Below are 22,006 nucleotides of genomic sequence, written 5' to 3'. Positions count from 1 at the left end.
ATTGTACAAATTATATTTATAATTTTTGTGCCTTTTCCGACGGAAACTATTTAGGGGGATAAATTTATGAAAGTTAATAAAGTTGAGAAAATCTATCCATTGTCAAATATGCAAAAGGGGATACTGTTTCATGCTATTGAAGATAAAAATTCAGATGCATATTTTGAACAAATTATATTAGATATAAAAGGTTATGTAGATGAAACTATTTTTGAGGAAAGTTTCAACGAGATTATGAAACGGCACGAGGTGTTAAGAGCATCATTTAATTATAAATTGGACGAGCCATTACATGTAATATTAAGGGATAGAAAAATTAAGTTTAGCTATAATGATGTAAGTAATTTAGATTTAAACACTAAAGATTTATATATGGAAAAATATATAGTAGATGATAAGGTGAAGGGATTTGACCTAACAAAAGAAACCCTTATGAGAATTTGTTTGATGAAAACAAATGATAACTCATATAAAGTAATTTGGAGCTTTCATCATATATTACTTGATGGTTGGTGTATTGGGATTATATTAGATGAGTTATTTACTATCTATTCACATAAAATGAAAGGTGAAGAGCATCAATTAGAAGATCCTAGACCCTATAGTGATTATATAAATTGGCTAAATAATCAGGATAATGAAGAAGGATTGAAGTATTGGAGTAAGTATCTGGAGGGGTATGAGTTAAATGCTACCCTCCCTAAATTTAATAACTCTAGTGCTAGAAAGTATCAGAGAAGAGAAAAAGTGATAGAGTTTTCAAAAGAGTTAACTGATAAGATTACACAACTGGCAAATAAAAATAACGTCACCTTAAATACAGTGATGCAGAGTATTTGGGGGCTTATTCTAGCGAAGTATAACAATAGTGATGATGTTGTTTTTGGAACAGTTGTCTCAGGCAGAGATGCAGCTGTAGAAGGTATAGAGAACATGTTAGGTTTATTTATAAATACAATACCAACTAGAATAAAGCTGCAAAGTGAAAAATCATTTAAAGAAGTTTTAAAAGCAACTCAACATGATGCAATAGAGGGTAATGATTATAATTATATTAATTTAGCCGAAGTTCAAGCTCTTAGTAACTTAAAAAGTAATCTTATTGATCATATATTAGTATTTGAAAATTATGCTATTGATGAAAAAGGATTGGAAGAAAAGGAAAGTGGATTAGGGTTCGAAGTTATATCTGTAATCGACGAAGAGAGAAGTAATTATAGCCTAAGCCTTACTGTAGGATTAGGAGAGAAATTGAAACTAACAATTGTATATGATGAAAATGTATATGAAGAAAGACTAATCAATAATCTAGAGTGTCATATTCAAAATGTAACGAAGCAAGTTATTGAAAATGATGATAAGAAAATGAGCGATATAGATTTAATTTCAGAAGAGGAAAAAAACATCCTTCTTTATAAATTTAATGAAACAACCGTTGAATATCCTAAAGATAGGTTGATACATCAATTGTTTGAGGAACAGGTTGAGAAGACACCTGACCGTGTGGCAGTTAGCTTTAAAAGTAATAACCTAACTTATAGGGAATTAAATGAAAAATCAAATCAAATAGCTAGACTACTGCGAGAAAAAGGTGTTCAATCAAACACAATTGTAGGAATCATGGTCGACCGTTCTTTAGAAATGATAATAGGAATTATGGGGATTTTAAAGTCCGGAGCGGCGTATTTACCAATTGATCCTGAGACTCCTAAAGAGAGAATTGGCTACATGTTACAAGATAGTAATGTAAAAGTTTTATTGACTCAAGACAGATGTATAAGTCAACTTAATTTGAATGTGGAGTTAATTAATTTAGATCAAGAGAATTTTTTAAGGCTAAGTACAGATAATTTGAATTTAATAAATCATTCAAGTGATACAGCTTATATCATTTATACTTCAGGATCAACAGGAACACCAAAAGGAGTAGTTATTCCGCATTATAGTGCAATTAGAGTAGTTAAGAATACAAATTATATTGAAATTAGTGAGAATGATACGATACTACAACTTTCGAATTATGCTTTTGATGGGTCTATATTTGATATTTATGGTGCACTTCTAAATGGTGCAAAGTTAATAATGGTTGAGAAGGACACTGTATTAAGTCTTGTTAAACTAGCTAAGTTAATAAAGGAAGAACAGATAAGTATTATGTTTATTACCACAGCTTTATTTAATGCGCTTGTAGATTTAGAAATAGATTGTTTAGATAAAATAAGAAAAATATTATTCGGTGGTGAAAGAGTTTCAGTTCCACATGTGAAAAAAGCCCTTGAGAAATTGGGCAAAGATAAAATTATTCATGTTTATGGTCCAACTGAAAGCACGGTATATGCTACGTATTATTTTGTTAATGAAGTAACTGAGGTTATTCCAATAGGAAAACCGTTAGCAAATACTTCGGTTTTTGTAGTAGATAAAAATTCTAACTTGCTTCCACTTGGTGTACCTGGAGAACTATGTATTTCTGGAGACGGATTAAGTAAAGGGTATTTAAATAGCGAGAGATTAACAGTTGAGAAATTCGTTCCAAATCCGTTCATTCTAGGAGAGAGAATGTATCGAACAGGAGACCTTGTGAGAATGTTACCTGATGGAAATATTGAGTTTTTAGGAAGAATTGACCATCAAGTGAAAATTCGTGGTTTCAGGATTGAACTGGGTGAGATAGAGAGTCAACTTTTAAAACATAAGGAAGTAAAAGAAGCTGTTGTTATCGCAAAAGAAGATAATAATAATCATCAATATTTATGTGCGTACTTTACTTCTGAAACACCGAAGGACGAGACTAGGGTTCAAGAAATTCGAAAGTTTTTGGCAAAAGAGCTGCCAGAGTATATGATTCCTGCTTTTTTTGTTCAGCTAGACAAGCTACCACTTACTACAAATGGGAAAGTAGATCGAAAGGCTTTACCAAGTCCTGATGGAAGTTCCGTTGCAGGAGTAGTAGAGTATGAGGCGCCAAGGAACACAGTCGAAGAAAAGCTCGTATCCATTTGGCAAGATATTTTAGATATAGAAAACATAGGAATTCAACACAACTTTTTTGAAATTGGAGGCCATTCACTGAAAGCAACTACGATGGCTTCTAGAATCCATAAGGAACTTATGGTCGAGATACCTTTAAGACAAATCTTCCAAACACCTACTATAAAAGGGATTGGAGAATTTATTGACTCTACAAAAGAAAGTGTATATGCATCGATCAAAAAAGTAGAAGAACAAGATTATTATCCGCTTTCATCTGCCCAAAGAAGACTCTACATTTTAAACAAAATAGAGGGTAGCGGAGTATCTTATAATATGCCTTTCGCTATGAAAATAAAAGGTGATTTGGATGTTCATCAGCTTGAGAAGGCTTTCCATAAATTAATCGAAAGACATGAGGCTTTAAGAACTTCTTTTGTAATGGTAGATGGTGAACCAGTTCAAAAGATTGAAAAAGACATAGCTTTCCAAGTGACGTATAGAGAAATGGGTACCGATAAGCTAGATGATATAATCAATGGATTTGTTAAACCATTTGATTTGGAGAAAGCTCCTCTTTTACGGGTTGAAATCATACATGTCACAGATAATGAGCACGTGATGGTCCTAGATATGCACCATATCATTTCAGATGGAGTTTCAATGCATATTTTAAATAGTGAGCTCTGTAAACTGTATGAAGGGAAAGAGTTATCTCCATTGGATATACAGTATAAAGATTATTCAGTATGGCAAAAAGACTTGTTTACTCAAGAGGAAATGAAGAAGCAAGAAAAATATTGGATGAATGTTTTTAAAGAAGAAGTACCAATATTAAATATGCCAACAGATTATAAAAGGCCGCAGACACAAAGTGTTGAAGGGTCCCTAAGAAGTTTTGAAATAGATAGTGAGTTGACAAAGAAGCTTAATAGAATTGCAAAAGAAAATGGGGTTACCATGTATATGCTTCTGTTAGCTGGATATACAACTTTACTTTCAAGATATACGGGTCAAGATGATATTGTGGTAGGGTCTCCAATTGCAGGAAGAAGCCATCATGATTTGAAAAATATTGTCGGAATGTTTGTGAATACCCTCGCGATGAGAAATTATCCAAAAGAAGATAAAACATTTCGTAATTATTTAAGAGAAGTAAAAGAAAATGCATTAATGGCTTATGAAAATCAAGATTATCCTTTGGATGAATTGGTTGAAAAGCTGGACTTACAAAGAGATATGAGTAGAAGTGCATTATTTGATACGATGTTTGTGCTACAAAACCTAGATACTTCTAGTGAAGAGATTAAAGGGTTAAGTTTTGAAACATATGATAGTGAACTTAATATAGCAAATTTTGATTTGACATTATCAGCAGTAGAAACTAATAACATCATAAAATTTGATTTAGAATATTGTACAAAATTGTTTAAGAAAGAGACAATAGCTAAAATATCAGAGCACTTTGTTAGTATTTTAAGAGAAATTGCTAATAATCAGGAAGTTTGTTTAGGTCAAATAGATATGCTTTCTGGAGAAGAAAAGCACATCCTTTTGAATGAATTTAATGAAACTGATATGGATTATCCAAAGAATAAAACCATTTATCAATTATTTGAGGAGCAGGTAGAGAGAACTCCAAACAAGGTTGCTGTAGAATTCGAGGGGCAACAAGTTACTTATAAGGAGCTCAATGAAAAATCCAATCAAGTAGCCAGATTACTTCATGATAAGGGTGTTCACCCAGAAATGATTGTAGGAATTATGGTGGAACGTTCTTTAGATATGATTGTCGGTATCATGGGGATATTAAAATCAGGGGCAGCATATTTACCAATAGACCCTGAATATCCTGAAGAGCGAATTAAATATATGGTAGAAGATAGTAACACAAAGTTTGTATTAACGCAGACTCATTTATACGATAAACTCCATTTTACCAATAATGAATGTATAACTAAAATCTCAATTAATGATGAAACAATAAAAAATCAAGAGCAAATTAATATGGAAAGGCGTAATAATAGAAATGATTTAGCCTATGTCATTTATACGTCTGGTTCCACGGGTTTACCAAAAGGGGTCTTAGTGGAACATCATTCCTTAGTCAATTTATGTAATTGGTATGTAGATTTTCATAAAATAACAGAAAGAGATCGAATTATAAACTATTTGAAAGTCTCATTTGATGCATCTATTGGAGAAATTTTCCCTTGCTTAATCACCGGAGCTACTTTGCACGTTTTAGGCAAAGATATTAGGCTTAATCTAGATAAATTAAATGAATATATGAATAGTAAAGATATAACAGTTGCAACATTCCCATCTAAGGTAAGTGAACAATTTATATTACAAGAAAATCATTCTTTAAGAATGTTAGTATCCGGTGGCGAAAAGTTAATTTTAAATAAGAATACCCGCTATCAGCTTGTAAATGCCTACGGTCCAACCGAAAATACAGTAGTAACTACAAGTTTCTTAATGAATAAAAATGATGATAATATTCCAATTGGAAAACCGGTGTATAATACTAAAGTTTATATAGTAAATAAGTATAATCAGCTTTGTCCAATTGGAGTAACAGGAGAGTTATGTGTAACTGGAGATGGATTGGCAAGAGGTTATTTAAATAATCCGGCCTTAACTGCCGAGAAATTTGTGGACAATCCTTTCGTCAGTGGGGAAAAAATGTATCGTACGGGTGATCTTGTAAGATGGATGCCTGATGGAAATGTTGAATTCATAGGAAGAATTGACCATCAAGTAAAAATACGTGGGTATAGAATAGAACTTGGTGAAATAGAGAGCCAGTTGTTAAAACATCAAGATATAAAAGAGGTCGTAGTAGTAGCAAAAGAGGACAAGGAAAATCATACGTATCTAAGTGCTTATATTGTGTCTGAAAAAGCAATATCTTCAGCTAAGATAAGAGAATTTTTAGAAAAGGAACTCCCTGATTACATGATTCCCTCTTATTTTGTTCAACTTGACCAGTTACCACTTACATCAAACGATAAAGTGGATCGAAAAGCACTTCCAGAACCAGATAGAAGTAGTCAATCAGGGGTAGAATATGAGGCACCAAGAAATGAAGTTGAAACACATCTTGTTGAGATTTGGAGGGATATCCTAGGCATAGAGGATATAGGGATAAATCATCATTTCTTTGTATCAGGTGGAGATTCTATTAAGGCTCTGCAAATTGTGTCCAGGTTGTCCAGAATAAATCTTAAGTTAGAAGTGAAAGATCTATTTGCAAACCCTAAAATTAAAGATCTTAGTAAGTATGTGAAAAAGCAAAACAAACGGTTAAAACCTTATGAAATAGTTACAGGAGAAGTAATATTATCTCCAATTCAAAAATGGTATTTTGAGAAAAATAAAGAAGAACTAGATCATTTTAATCAATCATTTATGCTGTTTAGGGAAGATGGATTTGATCAAAAGAGAATAGAGAGAGTCTTTAATAAGATATTAGAACAGCATGATGCCCTTAGAATGATTTATAGAGAAAATGATGGAGAGATCATTCAGTATAATAGAGGCTATAAGGATAACCTCTTTGATTTATACATTCATGATGTTGAGGGAGTAGAGAATAAGGAAGAGAAAATATATGAATTAGCGACAAATATCCAAAAGAAATCTTCCATCAAAAATGGTAAACTCGTTAATCTTTGTTTATTTAAAACGGATCAAGGGGATCATCTGCTTATTACCATTCATCATCTTGTAGTAGATGGGGTATCATGGAGAATAATATTAGAAGATTTTGAAACTCTATATTCTCAGGATTTAAAAGGTGAGAAGTTAGACATTGGATTCAAAACTGAATCCTTTAAAGAGTTTTCCTCTAAGTTGAGGGAGTATGTTAGTAGCAATAAATTATTAAAGGAAAGAGAGTATTGGCAAGAGATAGCAAAAACTGAGGTTGCATTTATACCTAGAAAAAAAGAGCTTAAAAGTGATACATTCGAAAATAGTAAAACAGTTAGTATTTCTTTAGATAAGGAAAAGACTATCAGTTTATTAAGAAAATCCAATAGGGCATACAATACAGAAATAAATGATATATTGTTAACCTCTTTATTATTAGGTACTAGAGAGATAACAGGTGAAAATTGTATAAAAATAAATATGGAGGGACATGGAAGAGAAGATATCTTAGAAAATGTAGATATTAGTAGGACTGTAGGCTGGTTTACAACTATGTATCCAGTACTTATAGATTTAGGCGATGAGACCGATCTTGCTACTAATATAAAAATGGTAAAAGAAATTTTAAGGAAAATTCCTAACAAGGGAATTGGATTTGGTATACTAAAATATTTATCAAAAGAGAAGTACCTATTAAATGAACAAAAAGCACCAATTTCATTTAACTATTTAGGTGAAATGGATAATGATGTTAACAGAAATGCATTTTCTGAATCAAAATTTTCTTATGGGGAAACAATTGGAGGAAAGATTTCACGAAATAATTCGATAGAAATGAATTCAATAATTATTAATAATGAATTGGTTATAAATACTACCTTTAATGAGCTAGAGTTTGATGAACTAACAATCAGGAAATTAAATGATAAGTTTAAAGAAAGCCTTGAAACTATAATTGATCATTGTGTTAGTCAAATAGAGGTGGACAAAACGCCTTATGACTATGGGGATACTAAATTAACTCTAAGTGAACTTAAGGATATTAAAGAACAGTATAAAGATTTCGAAATTGAAAAGATTTACCCGTTAGCAAATATGCAAAAGGGAATGCTGTTCCATGCTTTGGAAAACAAAAATTCAAAAGCATATTTTGAACAAACTGTTATGGATATAACAGGATACGTTGATGTAGAGGTATTAAAAACAAGTTTTAATAAAATCATGCAAAGATACGAAATACTAAGAGCATCATTTGAATATGAAATAGTTGAGGAGCCTAGACAAATAATAATAGCGGATAGAGAAATAGGTTTTCAATATTGCGATATAAGTGAAAGAGGAACTATAGAAAAAGAGTTATTCATAAAAAAATATAGAGAAGAAGATACAGAAAAGGGATTTAACTTAAGTGAAGATACTTTAATGAGAGTATGTTTGATTAGAACAGATGAAAACTTATATAAATTGGTATGGAGTCATCACCATATTTTATTGGATGGTTGGTGTCTTGGAATCGTATTAGGTGAGTTATTCACTGTATATGGAAAATTAATAAATGGTGAAGAATATGAGTTAGAAGAAACGAAACCTTATAGCGATTATATAAAATGGCTAGAAGAGCAAGATAAAGAAGAAGGTAAAAGTTATTGGGAGCAATATTTAGATGGTTATGAAGAGAAAGCGCAAATACCAAAATTACAGATTGCTAAGAATAATAGTGAGTATGTAAGAAGAGAAAAAGTAATTGAATTTTCGAGCGAACTAACAAATAAGATTACACAGCTTGCTAATAGGAATAGCGTAACCTTTAATACAGTATTCCAGAGTATTTGGGGTATTATTTTGGCGAAGTATAACAATACAGACGAAGTAGTATTTGGAACTATTGTATCTGGAAGGGAAGCTCCAGTAGACGGAATTGAAAAGATGATTGGTTTATTTATTAATGCCATTCCAACTAGAATAAACCTTGGAAAGAATAAGAAGTTTAAAGAAGTTTTAACGGTTGTACAGAGTGAAGCTATAGCTAGCAATAATTATAACTATATGAATTTAGCTGAAGTTCAAGCAATGAGTAAATTAAAGAATGATCTTATTGATCATATAATTGTGTTTGAGAACTATGCTGTTGATAAACGTATTGCCGGAAATGAAAAAATGGATATAGGTTTTAAGGTAGAAGATTTACATGCAGAAGAGCAGAGCAATTATAGTTTTAGTATTGCTGCAACTCCAGGTGAGAAGTTAAATTTAGTTTTAACTTATGATGGAAATATTTATGATGACAAAATAATAGATAATATCGAAATGCACATTAAAAAAGTAACTGAACAAGTGATTGCAGATGAGAATAAGAAAATAAATGAAATAGACATAATTGCAGAAGAAGAAAGAACAACTTTATTGTATGAATTTAATGATACAAAAGTAGATTACCCAAAAGAGAAGACGATACATCAATTGTTCCAAGAACAGGTAGAAAGGACACCTGAAAATATTGCAGTTGTGTTTGAAAATAAACAATTGACTTATTGGGAACTTAACGAAAAGTCTAATCAAGTCGCTGCTCTGCTAAGAGAAAAAGGTGTGAAACCTGATACTGTGGTTGGTATTATGGTTGAACGTTCGATTGAAATGATAGTTGGTATGATGGCAATATTAAAAGCCGGGGGAGCATACCTTCCAATTGATCCTGAGTATCCAGAGGATAGAATAAGATATATGTTGGAAGACAGTGGTATAGAAATATTGTTAAAACAAGAAAATAAACAAGTAGATTATGATTTAACTTGTATTGATATAAATGTACAAAAGATTAAGGATAGATTTAAAGAAAACTTACCTAGTCTAAATAAATCCTCTGACATGGCTTATATAATATACACTTCAGGTTCAACTGGAAAACCAAAGGGTGTAATGGTGAATCATAAATCTATTCTCAATACGTTATGTTGGAGAATAGAATCATATCAATATAGTGAAAGTGATATTACGTTACAGATGCCTTCTTTCTCTTTTGACAGCTCTGTTGAAGATATTTTTACTACTTTGCTTTCTGGAGGTAAATTAATTTTAATAGAAGATATAAGAATGAATTTCAGTAAATTTATAAATATTATTCAAAGTAATAAAGTAACTAATTTGTTAGCTGTTCCAAGCTATTATAATAATCTATTAGACACTATTGATAAGCCTTTAGTAGATTTGAGATTTGTGACAATTGCAGGTGAAGGTTTTAATGAAAATCTAATTAAAAAACATTTTCAGAAAATGCCTCACGTAAAATTATTTAATGAATATGGACCAACAGAAAATAGTGTTTGTTCTACAATATGTGAATTAAAACAGGAAGATCAGAAGGTACTTATTGGTAAACCAATAAGTAATAACAGGGTTTATATCCTTGATATGGAAAATATTTTAATGCCATTAGGAGTTGCAGGTGAACTTTGTGTAAGTGGGGAAGGTTTGGCACGTGGTTATTTAAACAGACCAGAGCTCACGGCGGAAAAGTTTGTTCCAAACCCATTCATTCCAGGGGAAAGGATGTACCGGACAGGAGACCTTGCAAGGTTATTGCCTAATGGGAATATCGAATTTTTAGGTAGAATTGACCATCAAGTGAAAATTCGCGGTTTCAGGATTGAACTTGGTGAGATAGAGAATCAACTCTTGAAACAGAAGGAGATTAAAGAAGCCGTTGTCGTTGCAAGAGAGGATAATAATGGTCAACCATATTTATGTGCTTATTTTACGTCTGAAACACGTAAAAAAGAATCCATGTTACAAGAAATTCGGAAAGTTTTGGCGCAAGAGCTTCCAGAGTATATGATTCCTACGTTTTTCGTTCAGCTGGATAAACTACCACTTACAGCAAATGGAAAAGTGGACCGAAAGGCCTTACCAGAACCTGATGAAAGTGCAGTTGTGGGAGTAGAGTATGAGGCACCAAGGAATGAAGTCGAAGAAAGACTTGTATCCATTTGGAAGGAAATTTTAGGAGTGGAAAAAATCGGAATCAACCAGCACTTTTTTGAAATAGGAGGTCATTCTCTTAAAGCAACTACGATGGTTTCTAAAATCCATAAGGAACTTATGGTGGAGATACCTTTACGACAAATCTTCCAAACACCTACTATAAAAGGGATTGGAGAATTTATTGACTCTACAAAAGAAAGTGTATATGCATCCATCAAAAAAGTAGAAGAACAAGATTATTATCCACTTTCATCTGCACAAAGAAGACTCTATATTTTAAACAAAATAGAGGGTAGCGGAGTATCTTACAATATACCGTTCGCCATGAAAATAAAAGGTGATTTGGATATACGTCAATTTGAGAAAGCGTTTCATAGAGTAATTGAAAGACATGAGGCTTTAAGAACTTCTTTTGTAATGGTAGATGGTGAACCAGCTCAAAAGATTGAAAAAGAGATAGATTTCCAAGTGACGTATAGAGAAATGGGTACCAATAAGCTAGATGATATGATCAATGAGTTTGTTAAACCATTTGATTTGGAGAAGGCTCCTCTTTTACGAGTTGAAATCATCTATATTACAAATGATGAGCACGTGATGGTATTAGATATGCACCATATCATATCAGATGGTGTATCAATGGGGATCTTTACACAGGAATTAGCTGAGTTATACAACGGGAAAGAATTATCTCCATTAAGCATTCAATATAAAGATTATTCTGTATGGCAAAGAGAATTGTTTACTCAAGAAGAAATGAAAAAACAAGAAGAGTATTGGATGCATGTATTTAAAGAAGAAGTACCAGTACTAAATATGCCGACAGATTATAAAAGACCGCCAATTCAAAGTACAGAAGGTGACCTTGTACATTTTGAAATCGATAGTGACATATATGTTAATCTTAAGAAGATGGCGAAGGAACATGGTGTGACGCTGTACATGCTTCTGTTAGCGGGATACACAACACTGCTTTCAAAATATACGGGGCAAGAGGAAATCGTAGTGGGATCTCCAATCGCAGGAAGACCTCATGATGATTTGAAACAGATTATGGGTATTTTTGTTAATACCCTTGCGATGAGAAATTATCCAAAACGAGACGTTTCATTCCAAGATTATTTAAAAGAAGTTAAAGAGAATGCTTTAAAAGCCTATGAAAATCAGGATTATCCATTTGATGAATTAGTTGAAAAATTAGATTTAAAGAGAGATATGAGCAGAAGTGCTTTGTTTGATACAATGTTCGTTTTACAAAACTTTGACTATGATGATTTTGAAATACAAGGTTTAACTTTCTCACCATATCAAATGAAGGCGCATGTTTCTAAATTTGATTTAACACTTACCGCTGTTGAAGAAGAGCGTAGTATCAAATGTGTATTAAATTACAGAACTAAATTATTTAAGAAGGAAACTGTAGAAAGATTAGCTAAACATTTAATCCAGGTTTTTAAAGAAATTATTGAGAAGCCAGAACAAAGCATTCAGGATATTATGTTGCTTTCAGAAGAAGAAGTGCAGATGCTATTGCGGGATGATAAAGATACAAAAGCTGATTATCCGAAAGATAAAACAATTTCACAATTATTTGAGGAACAGGTGAAACGAACACCTCACCATGTAGCCGTGGTATTTAAAAATCAGAAACTTACGTATCTGGAACTGAATGAAAGAGCGAATCAAATGGCAAGGTTGCTTCAAGAAAAAGGAGCAAAGCCAGGTATAACAGTAGGTATGTTAGTGGAAGAATCCCTTGAAATGATTATTGGAATTATGGCCGTATTAAAAGCAGGAGCGACTTACTTGCCAATAGATCCTGAACAACTGGATAAAAGAACGAATGTCATTTTAAAGGACAGTAATGCTAGCCTATTGATAGTAAAAGGAGAAAGGAAAGAAACTCTCCAATTTAATGGAGAAGTAATCTCCATGGAAGATGATTCTATAAAAGAGAGGGATACATCAAATTTATTAGTCAATTATAAATGGAATCATAATGCGTATATCATCTATACATCAGGTTCGACTGGTACACCTAAAGGTGTATGTGTTCAGCACAACAACGTTGTAAACTACATGACTTGGTTTACAAAGGAAGCGAATCTAAAAGAAACAGATAAGGCAATGTTAGTATCTTCCTATGCATTTGACTTGGGTTATACAAGTCTATATTCATCACTTTTAAATGGATGTGAACTGCATCTCGTTACAAAAGAAGTATATACTAATGCTCAGAAAGCATTACAGTATATAGAAGAACAAGATATTTCTTATTTGAAACTGACACCGTCTCTCTTTAACGTCTTGGTGAATGATCCGAGTTTCTCAAATAATCAGAGCTGTAATACATTGAGATTAGTCGTGTTAGGTGGAGAGAAAATCAATCCAATAGATGTTGAAACATTCTATACACGTTACCCAAATCATGTGGTAATGAATCACTATGGACCTACAGAGGCGACAATTGGTTCGGTATATCATGTTATTGAATATGATACAATGGCAGCTTTCAAAGAATGTCCTGTGATTGGAAGACCAATTCAGAATATGAAGGCTTACGTAGTGGATCAACAAATGAAACTTGTCCCAGAAGGTGTTTATGGTGAATTATGCTTATCAGGAGATGGCGTAGCAAGTGGATATTTAAACAGAGCAGATTTGACAGAAGAAAAATTTGTTCAAAATCCGTTTGAACCAAATAAAAAAATGTATCGGACAGGGGATCTTGTTCGAAGACTATCAGATGGTAGAATTGAGCTTGCAGGTAGGATTGACGGCCAGGTGAAAATAAGAGGTTATCGAATTGAAACAGAAGAGATTAAGCGTCATTTAGTTAAACATGAACAAATTAAAGAAGCATTCGTGATTGACCGAGAAGGTCAGGACGGCAGAAGATATCTCTGTGCATATATTACGTCCCAGAGGGACCTATCATTTGAAGAATTAAGAGCGTACTTAAAAGTAGAAATACCTGAATACATGATTCCATCTTATTTTGTTCAGATGGAGCGTATTCCACTTACGGCAAATGGAAAAGTAGACGAAAAAGCCTTGCCAGAGCCAGATGTGAGTAAGGGAGTAGATTATGAAAAACCAAGAAATCAGGTAGAAGAAAAACTTGTAAAGGTATGGGAAGATATATTAGGAGTCAAGCCAATTGGGATTAGCCATAACTTTTTTGCTTCGGGTGGAGATTCTATTAAAGCTTTACAAATTATCTCACGTTTATCACGAGAAGGTCTCACGTTAGAGATGAAAGATTTATTTACCTATCCGGAAATCAAGCTTTTAAGCAACTACGTCAATATTGAGACAATACAAGAAGGCTCTTATGAAATTGAAACAGGAGATGTGTTACTCACTCCAATTCAAAAAGCGTATTTTATGAATGGAAAAGAAGATGTAAATCATTATAATCATGCAGTTATGTTGTATAGGAAAGATGGATTCCGTGAGGAAATCATACAAGAAGTTATGGAAGCAATTTTTGTACATCATGACGCTTTACGAATGATTTATAAAAAAGAGAATAATGAAGTACTTCAATTCAATCGAGAAGTGGAAAAGAATCAATTTGGTTTTTATGTTTATGACGTTTCGAGAGAAGATAATCCAGATGAGAAGATTCAGGAACTTGCGACAATATTACAGAAGAAAATTGATATACAAGAAGGACCTCTTGTAAATGTAGCACAGTTTAAGACGAATGTTGGAGACCATCTGTTACTTATTATTCATCACCTTGTGGTGGATGGAATCTCTTGGAGAATCCTATTTGAAGATTTTGCACTTGGATACAGCCAGCTAATGAAAGGAGAACAAATAGCGTTTTATCCCAAAACGACTTCTTATAAAGAGTATGCCACTCAGCTCAACGAGTATGCTAAGAGTGCAAAAATCCTTAGAGAAAAGCAATATTGGGTGAACACATTAAAGGATAATGTTAACTTTTTAGAGAAAAAAGAGGAAGTTGGACTATTCCGATATGAGGATAGTGATACTTTCAGTACCGCTCTCGGAATAGAGGAAACAAGCCGATTGTTAAGAGAAACAAATCAAGCATATCATACTGAAATCAACGATTTACTGATTAGTGCTCTTTTAATGGCTACAAGGAGAGTAACTGGTGAAAATAAAATTAGGATTAGTCTAGAGGGCCATGGTAGAGAACAGATTATAAAAAATGTAGATATTAGCCGAACAGTTGGATGGTTTACAACCAAATATCCTGTATACATCAATTTAGAAGATGAAAAGGACCTTTCAATGACTATTAAAACAGTGAAAGAGTCTCTTAGAAGAATTCCGAATAAGGGAATAGGCTATGGGGTTTTAAAACATTTGAGTGGAGAACCAGATTTATGGAATATTGAACAGCCACCTATTTTGTTTAATTACTTAGGTCAAATGGATGCAGATCTCAATAATACAATCTTTTCTTCTTCTTGGATATCGGCAGGAGAGTCGATTGGAGGTAAACATACAAGAGAAACACCTATAGAAATGAATGCTATTGTCTTAGATGGAAAGCTCACTATTGATACGACTTATAATACAAAAGTATATGCAGAGGATGTCGTAGTGGAGTTTACAGAAGCTTTCAAGGATGCTCTTCGTGATGTAATCCATCATTGCATTTCTAAGGAACAGGCTGAAAAAACACCATTTGACTACGGAGACAAAGAATTAAGCTTCGAACAACTAGAGGAAATCAAGGCGAAAAATAGGTGGGGAGAAATAGAAAAGATTTATCCATTAGCTAATATGCAGCAGGGTATGCTATTCCATGCATTAGAAGATCCAAAATCAGGTGCATACTTTGAACAACTTGTCATTGATGTCAAAGGGTTTATTGATGTCAACTTATTCGAGGAAAGCTTGAACGATATTATGAAAAGACATGAACTCCTTCGGACAGCAATTGAATATGAAATTACAGAAAAACCAAAAAATGTAATTATAAAAGGTCGAAAGATTGGCTTTAGATACCGAGATATTAGACAGCAAGGAATAAATCAGCAAAAAGAAAGTATAACAACCTACATTGAACAAGATCGAGAAAAAGGTTTTGATTTTAGTAAAGATGTCTTAATTAGACTGGAACTTATTCAAACTGATGATAAGGCTTATACAATTATATGGAGTAATCATCACATCTTGTTCGATGGATGGGGCAGAGGTATTATTTTGGGAGAATTGTTCCATATCTATGGAAACAAACAAGTAGGACAGTATCCTAATTTAGATGAGCCAAGACCATATAGTGATTATATTAGATGGTTAGGAGAACAGGAAAAAGAAGAGGGAATTCAATATTGGAAACAATATTTAGCAGGATATCAAAAACCTGCGAAAGTTCCATCGTTCAAAATTGATAGTACAAGAGAGTACCATGGACAAGAGACGCTCATTGAATTTTCAAGGGAACTTACGAAAGAAATGACTGAATTGGCTAATCAAAATAATGTTACGCTAAACACTGTGCTACAAACTTTATGGGGGATTATTTTAGCCAAGTATAATCATACAGACGATGTTGTATTTGGTTCTGTCGTTTCTGGTAGAGATGCCAAAGTAGCTGGAATTGAAAAAATGGTTGGATTATTCATTAATGCAATTCCAACGAGAATTAATATAAAAGAACAGAAGAGCTTTAAAAATATTTTAAAAGAGGTACAGCAACAAGCGATAGAAAGCCAAGCATACAACTATATGAATCTTTCAGATATACAGTCTCTTAGTGATTTGAAAAGGGATTTAATTGATCATGTAATGATTTTTGAGAATTATGCACTTGATGAACGTTTACTTCAGGAAGAAGAAAGTAAGAGTAGTTTCGTGTTTAAGGATATTAAAGGGATTGAACAAACCAACTATGGATTTACAATAGTTGTTGTTCCAGGTGAACAGCTTGTTCTAAAAATATCATATGATGGAAATCTCTATTCAGAAAAACTCATCCAGAACATAGCAAATCATCTGAAAAATGTTATGGACCAAGTTTTGCAGGATGAACATAAAAATGTGAATCAATTAGAAATCCTTTCAAAAGAAGAAAAGCATTATTTCTTGAATGAGTTTAATGAAACAAAGGCAGAGTATCCAAAAGAAAAAACAATTCATCGTTTATTTGAAGAACAGGTAGAACGGACTCCAAATAATGTAGCTGTGGTATTTGATAAGCAGCAACTTACTTATAAAGAACTTAATGAAAAATCTAACCAAATAGCTAGGATACTCCAGAATAAAGGAGTTCAACCAGACACAGTTGTAGGTATCATGCTTGAACGTTCTCTAGAGATGATTATAGGAATTATGGGGATTTTAAAATCTGGAGCAGCATATTTACCAATAGATCCTGAATATCCTGAAGAGCGAATTAAGTATATAGTAGAGGATAGTGGAACAAATATAATACTTACAAAAGGTAAAGATGCAGTAAGATTAAACAAAGAAATAATATTTTTAGATGAAGAGTATAATCATTATTCTACTGAAAATATAAAAGTAACAAGTAATACTAACAACCTAGCTTATATGATTTATACTTCGGGTTCTACAGGTATGCCAAAGGGAACTATGCTTAAGCAACGAGGCCTAGTCAATTATATAACATGGGCAAATAAGGAATATGTCAAAGGAGAGGCCTTAGATTTTGCCTTGTATTCATCTTTCTCATTTGACCTTACAATTACATCAATATTCACACCATTAATTTCTGGAAATAAAATAGTTATTTACAATAATGATGGGGATGAACCAGTTATAAGACAAATCTTTAAGGATAATAGAGTAGGTATAGTAAAATTGACACCATCTCATTTAAGGTTGATAAGAGATATTGATAACAGCAATTCAAGTATAAAACGATTAATAGTGGGTGGAGAAGATTTAAAGACTGAGTTAGCAAGAGAGATTTCAAAAAGTTTCAATCATAATGTTGAAATCTATAATGAGTATGGTCCAACAGAAACAACAATTGGCTGTATGATTTATAAATATAGCCTTAATGACGATAAACACATATCGGTACCTATTGGAAAGCCAATTGATAATGTTCAAATTTATATATTGGATAATAATCAAAAGATATTACCAGTAGGAGTAGAAGGAGAACTTTATATAAGTGGAGATGGTGTTGCTACAGGTTATTTAAATAGACCTGAATTGACAGCAGAAAAATTTATATCAAATCCATATGTACCTGGAGCAAAGATGTATCGAACAGGGGATCTTGCAAGATGGTTGCCTAGTGGAAATATCGAATTTATAGGGAGAACTGACCATCAAGTAAAAATTCGTGGTTATAGAATTGAATTAGGAGAAATAGAGAATCAAATTCTAAAATTAGATAATATAAAAGAAACAAAAGTTGTTGCAAGAATAGACGGTGAGAATAGTCAGTATCTTTGTGCATATGTTGTTTTAGAGAATAAAGAAAAAGCAATTACTGTTACAGAGATGAGAAGATATTTATCAAAAGAACTTCCAAATTATATGATACCGGCGTTTTTTACACAGCTTAAGGAGTTTCCGTTGACAACAAATGGTAAAATGGATATAAATTCATTACCAGCACCAGATGGAAATGTCAAATATGGATTAGAATACGAACCGCCAAGAAATGATTTAGAAGAAAAAATTGTTAGTATATGGGAAGAAATTTTAAATATCAAAAAAATAGGTATGAATACTAATATATTTGATATCGGAGCGAACTCTTTAAACGTTATGACATTTGTTTCAAGGATAGTTGCAGAGTTAAACTTTAGAGTACCGTTTAAAGATGTATTTGATAAACCTACAGTCCGAAGTTTTTCAGCGTTCTTAGAAGGTGCAAAAGAAATGTTAAAGGATTATACAGAGGATTGTATTCAACTTAGTAGCTCAAAAAGCACCAATAAAAAACTATTTTGTTTCCCACCTGCTGCTTCAATAGGAATAGCATATATGGGGCTAGCAAAGCATATTGAGTCATATTCGGTTTACAGTTTTAATTTTATTAAATCTGAAAATAGAATTGCACAATATGTTAAAATAATAAAAGATATTCAATCAGAAGGACCGTACACATTAGTGGGATATTCAGCTGGTGGAATACTTGCATTCGATGTGGCAAAAGAATTGAATAGACAAGGGTTTGAAGTAGAAAATCTTATTCTTATTGATTCAAAATACCGTACGATTGTAGAACAGAATCTTTATACAGAGGAAGAGTGTAAGAGAGAACTTCATGAAAAATTCAATTTGAAAAAATATAAAGATTTAGAAAAATTAGCTAGTGATTATTTGATAGAATTAATTATGAAGTCTTATATGTATGTACAGAGTACAACAACAAATGGTAGTATTGATGGAAATATAAGTTATATAAAATCAGTAAAAGAAAAAGAAGATGAAAATAATTTAATGTGGGAAAATGCTACAACGAAGAATTTCAGGATAATTCAAGGGTACGGAACCCATATGGAAATGTTATCAAATTCAAACCTAGATATTCTTAAAAAGAATGCTAATATAATAAACGACATATTGGCGTTTGAAACAGTTTAATTTTTGAGAATTGGCATTTCTTTAAAGAAATGCCAATTTTCTTATTTTGATGACCTGTAAATTACAGAGAATAAGCACAATAATTTTGGAAATGTATAATAGAAATTATGAAAGCAGGTGTTATTTTGCGAGAAATTAGAATTCTTATAGCGGATGATGAAAAAGAAATTAGAGATTTATTAAAAAAATATATGGAACGAGAATTATATAAAGTTGATGTTGCTATAGATGGGGAGCACGCTCTTTCGTTATTTAATAAAAACAAATATGATCTGTTTATATTAGATCTTATGATGCCAAAAATTGATGGGATTGAGGTCTGCAGAAAATTAAGAGAAAAAACGAATGTTCCTATTCTAATGCTCACTGCTAAAAATCATGAAACTGATAAGATATTAGGTTTAAGTATGGGCGCAGATGATTATATTACAAAACCTTTTAGTATAAATGAGGTAGTAGCTAGAGTTAAAGCTCTTATGAGGAGGTTTTTAGTTTTAGGAAGTGAAGCAGGGGATAGAGAACAAACACGTATAGAGTTTAAAGAAATCTCAATTGATATGAAAAAATATACTGTTTTCAAAGAGGGGGAAGAGATTCCTTTAACTGCAAAAGAGATGGAACTACTAAGGTTTTTCGCTTCAAATCCGGAGCAAGTGTTTACTAAATCTCAGTTGTTCCGTAATGTTTGGGGGGACAACTATTTTGAGGATGATAATACTGTCATGGTCCATATTCGAAAACTTAGAAAAAAAATAGAAGTGGATCCCTCTAACCCTCAATTAATACAAACAGTTTGGGGAATAGGATATAAGTTTGTAGGTGACCAAAATGTATAGCGATAAAATTATCTTACTTAATATTCTTCAACTATTATGTATTATAGGACTTTTTTTTACAGATTTAAATAACCAGCTATTAGGAATAAATAAACTTGTTTTGTACATAGCACTATTTTTCTTTACGACTTTTCTCTTACTTATAAGGTTTCACTTCGTTAATCGTTTGAAAATAATGATTAAGGAATTACAACGTGTAATTAAAGGGAATTTAACAACAAGGATAATTGTAAATGAAGGTAATGTATTTAATAAAATGATATTTTCTGTGAATGAATTAATTGAACAGTTAGAGAGAGTTCAAATCGAATCCATTAAATCTCAAAATGCGAGAAAAAGACTCTTATCAAGTATTTCTCATGATATCAGAACTCCTCTTACATCTATTATAGGATATATTGATGCTTTAAAAGATGATATAGCTGTTTCTCGAGAAGAAAAAAAAGAGTATCTTGAAATTATTTCAAAAAAATCCAGCAACTTAAAGCAATTAATCAATGAAATATTTAATATGGCAAAGCTAGATGCAGATGAAGTTTTAATAAATCCTGAATTTCTAGAGTTAACTGAGATTATAAGAGAAGTATTAATTGAGTATTTGCCTGAAATCAAGAAGAATAATTTGGAGTTAAAGCTTAGTTTACCAAAAACAAAATGTTTTATCACGGCTGATTATCTAAGTATTATAAGAATTATAGATAACCTAATAAAAAATGCTATTATATATGGGAGAGAAGGAAAAGTACTTGGGATAGAACTCATGGAATCAAATCAAGAATTCCAATTGCTTGTTTGGGATAAAGGACAGGGAATCGCGGAACATGAGTTGGATCATGTATTTGAACGAATGTATCGTGGTGACCAATCAAGAAATTCTATTAATGGAGGTAGCGGATTAGGGCTTGCTATTGCTAAATCCTTAGTAGAAAAAAACCAGGGCAGGATATGGGTTGAAAGTAGTCCATGGAATAAAACAGTTTTTGGTATCTCTTTTCCAAAAACAGAAAAGGTTTAATAAATATAGATAATATATGGTTTAAATTAAAATTTGTCCCAAACAATGTAGTAAAATAGTTATACAATACAGGTTTACGTATTAGTGACCTCTTAAAACTAAAGGTTGCAGGTTTGAAAGGGAGTTATATCTTAACGCTTGAAATGAAGAGCGGTAAGCAGTAATGTATCTAGATTACTGCGGCATTAAGAAGAGATTTAAATAGGTACATTGGAGATATGGAAGATCATGAGTATCTAATTAAGAGTAGGCAGGGAAAGAATAGAAAGAAGTGCAGCATATAAGTTACTTAGTAACACTGCGACAGAGTTTGAATTAGATGAAATAGGAACACATATATTATGTAAAAGATTTGTATATCATATGTATATGCAGACAAAAAATATAGCCTTGTTTATGAAGAAATTTATGTGATTAGAGTTGTTTTATATAAGTGTAAGCAAAGATGTAAAGGAAAAAGCCATGACTAGATTTAAAATCTAATCATGGCTTTTTCCTTTTTAATTTTATATAATTAATCACTTTCTTTCAAATCCATCAAAATAGCTTAATTATAAACACAACTAGAATTAAAAAACAAAATATGAGTTTATAGTTCATAAATAGATACTAAATACAAAATAAAGAAGAATCCATAATTCACTGGAATCTTCTTTATTGATTTTTTACTTGCTAATCCATTTGGAGATAATAGGATAATGAAATTCTTTTCCTTTACAGGAGATAGATAATAACATAATTTTCTCAATAAGGAATTTTCTGCTTTTAATATAAATTTTTCACAATTCATGGTATATCTGTATTACGGGAACCTTTTCGGTTGACTAGGGAGAAAGATTATAAAAATGATATGGGAGGAACAAAAAATGTCATTGAAAAAAAAATTAGGTGTTGGAGTGGTTTCAGCCGCTCTTGGTTTATCTTTAATTGGTGGGGGAACATATGCATATTTTAGCGATCAAGTGGTGACAAATAATTCATTTGCTGCAGGTAC

Annotated in this window: 4 protein-coding genes and 1 pseudogene; all 5 read left to right on the top strand. The window is 32.2% G+C overall.

Going from position 1 to position 22,006, the window contains the following annotated elements; genetic code table 11:
- The first annotated feature begins 66 nt into the window (after window positions 1-66).
- A complete protein-coding gene (locus tag JDS81_RS21380; RefSeq protein ID WP_199688617.1) occupies window positions 67-19,161 on the top strand; it encodes a non-ribosomal peptide synthetase in 19,095 nt (6,364 codons plus the stop codon).
- A 125-nt stretch (window positions 19,162-19,286) separates the two neighbouring features.
- A complete protein-coding gene (locus JDS81_RS21375; RefSeq protein WP_046960439.1) occupies window positions 19,287-19,997 on the top strand; it encodes a response regulator transcription factor in 711 nt (236 codons plus the stop codon).
- A complete protein-coding gene (locus JDS81_RS21370) occupies window positions 19,990-21,012 on the top strand; it encodes a sensor histidine kinase (protein WP_176546840.1) in 1,023 nt (340 codons plus the stop codon). The genes JDS81_RS21375 and JDS81_RS21370 overlap by 8 nt, the downstream gene beginning before the upstream one ends.
- Before the next feature lie 65 nt (window positions 21,013-21,077).
- Window positions 21,078-21,495, top strand: a pseudogene (locus JDS81_RS30510) (tyrosine-type recombinase/integrase); the annotation flags it as partial.
- Window positions 21,496-21,878: 383 nt separating this feature from the next.
- On the top strand, window positions 21,879-22,006 hold a 128-nt coding region (locus JDS81_RS21365), incomplete at its 3' end, for a TasA family protein (protein WP_242481381.1).

Source organism: Bacillus cereus group sp. N31 (genome assembly GCF_016483245.1).
Classification (GTDB): domain Bacteria; phylum Bacillota; class Bacilli; order Bacillales; family Bacillaceae_G; genus Bacillus_A; species Bacillus_A toyonensis.
The sequence above is the reverse complement of the archived record's forward strand: the minus strand, read 5'-3'. Positions and strand labels throughout refer to the sequence as shown.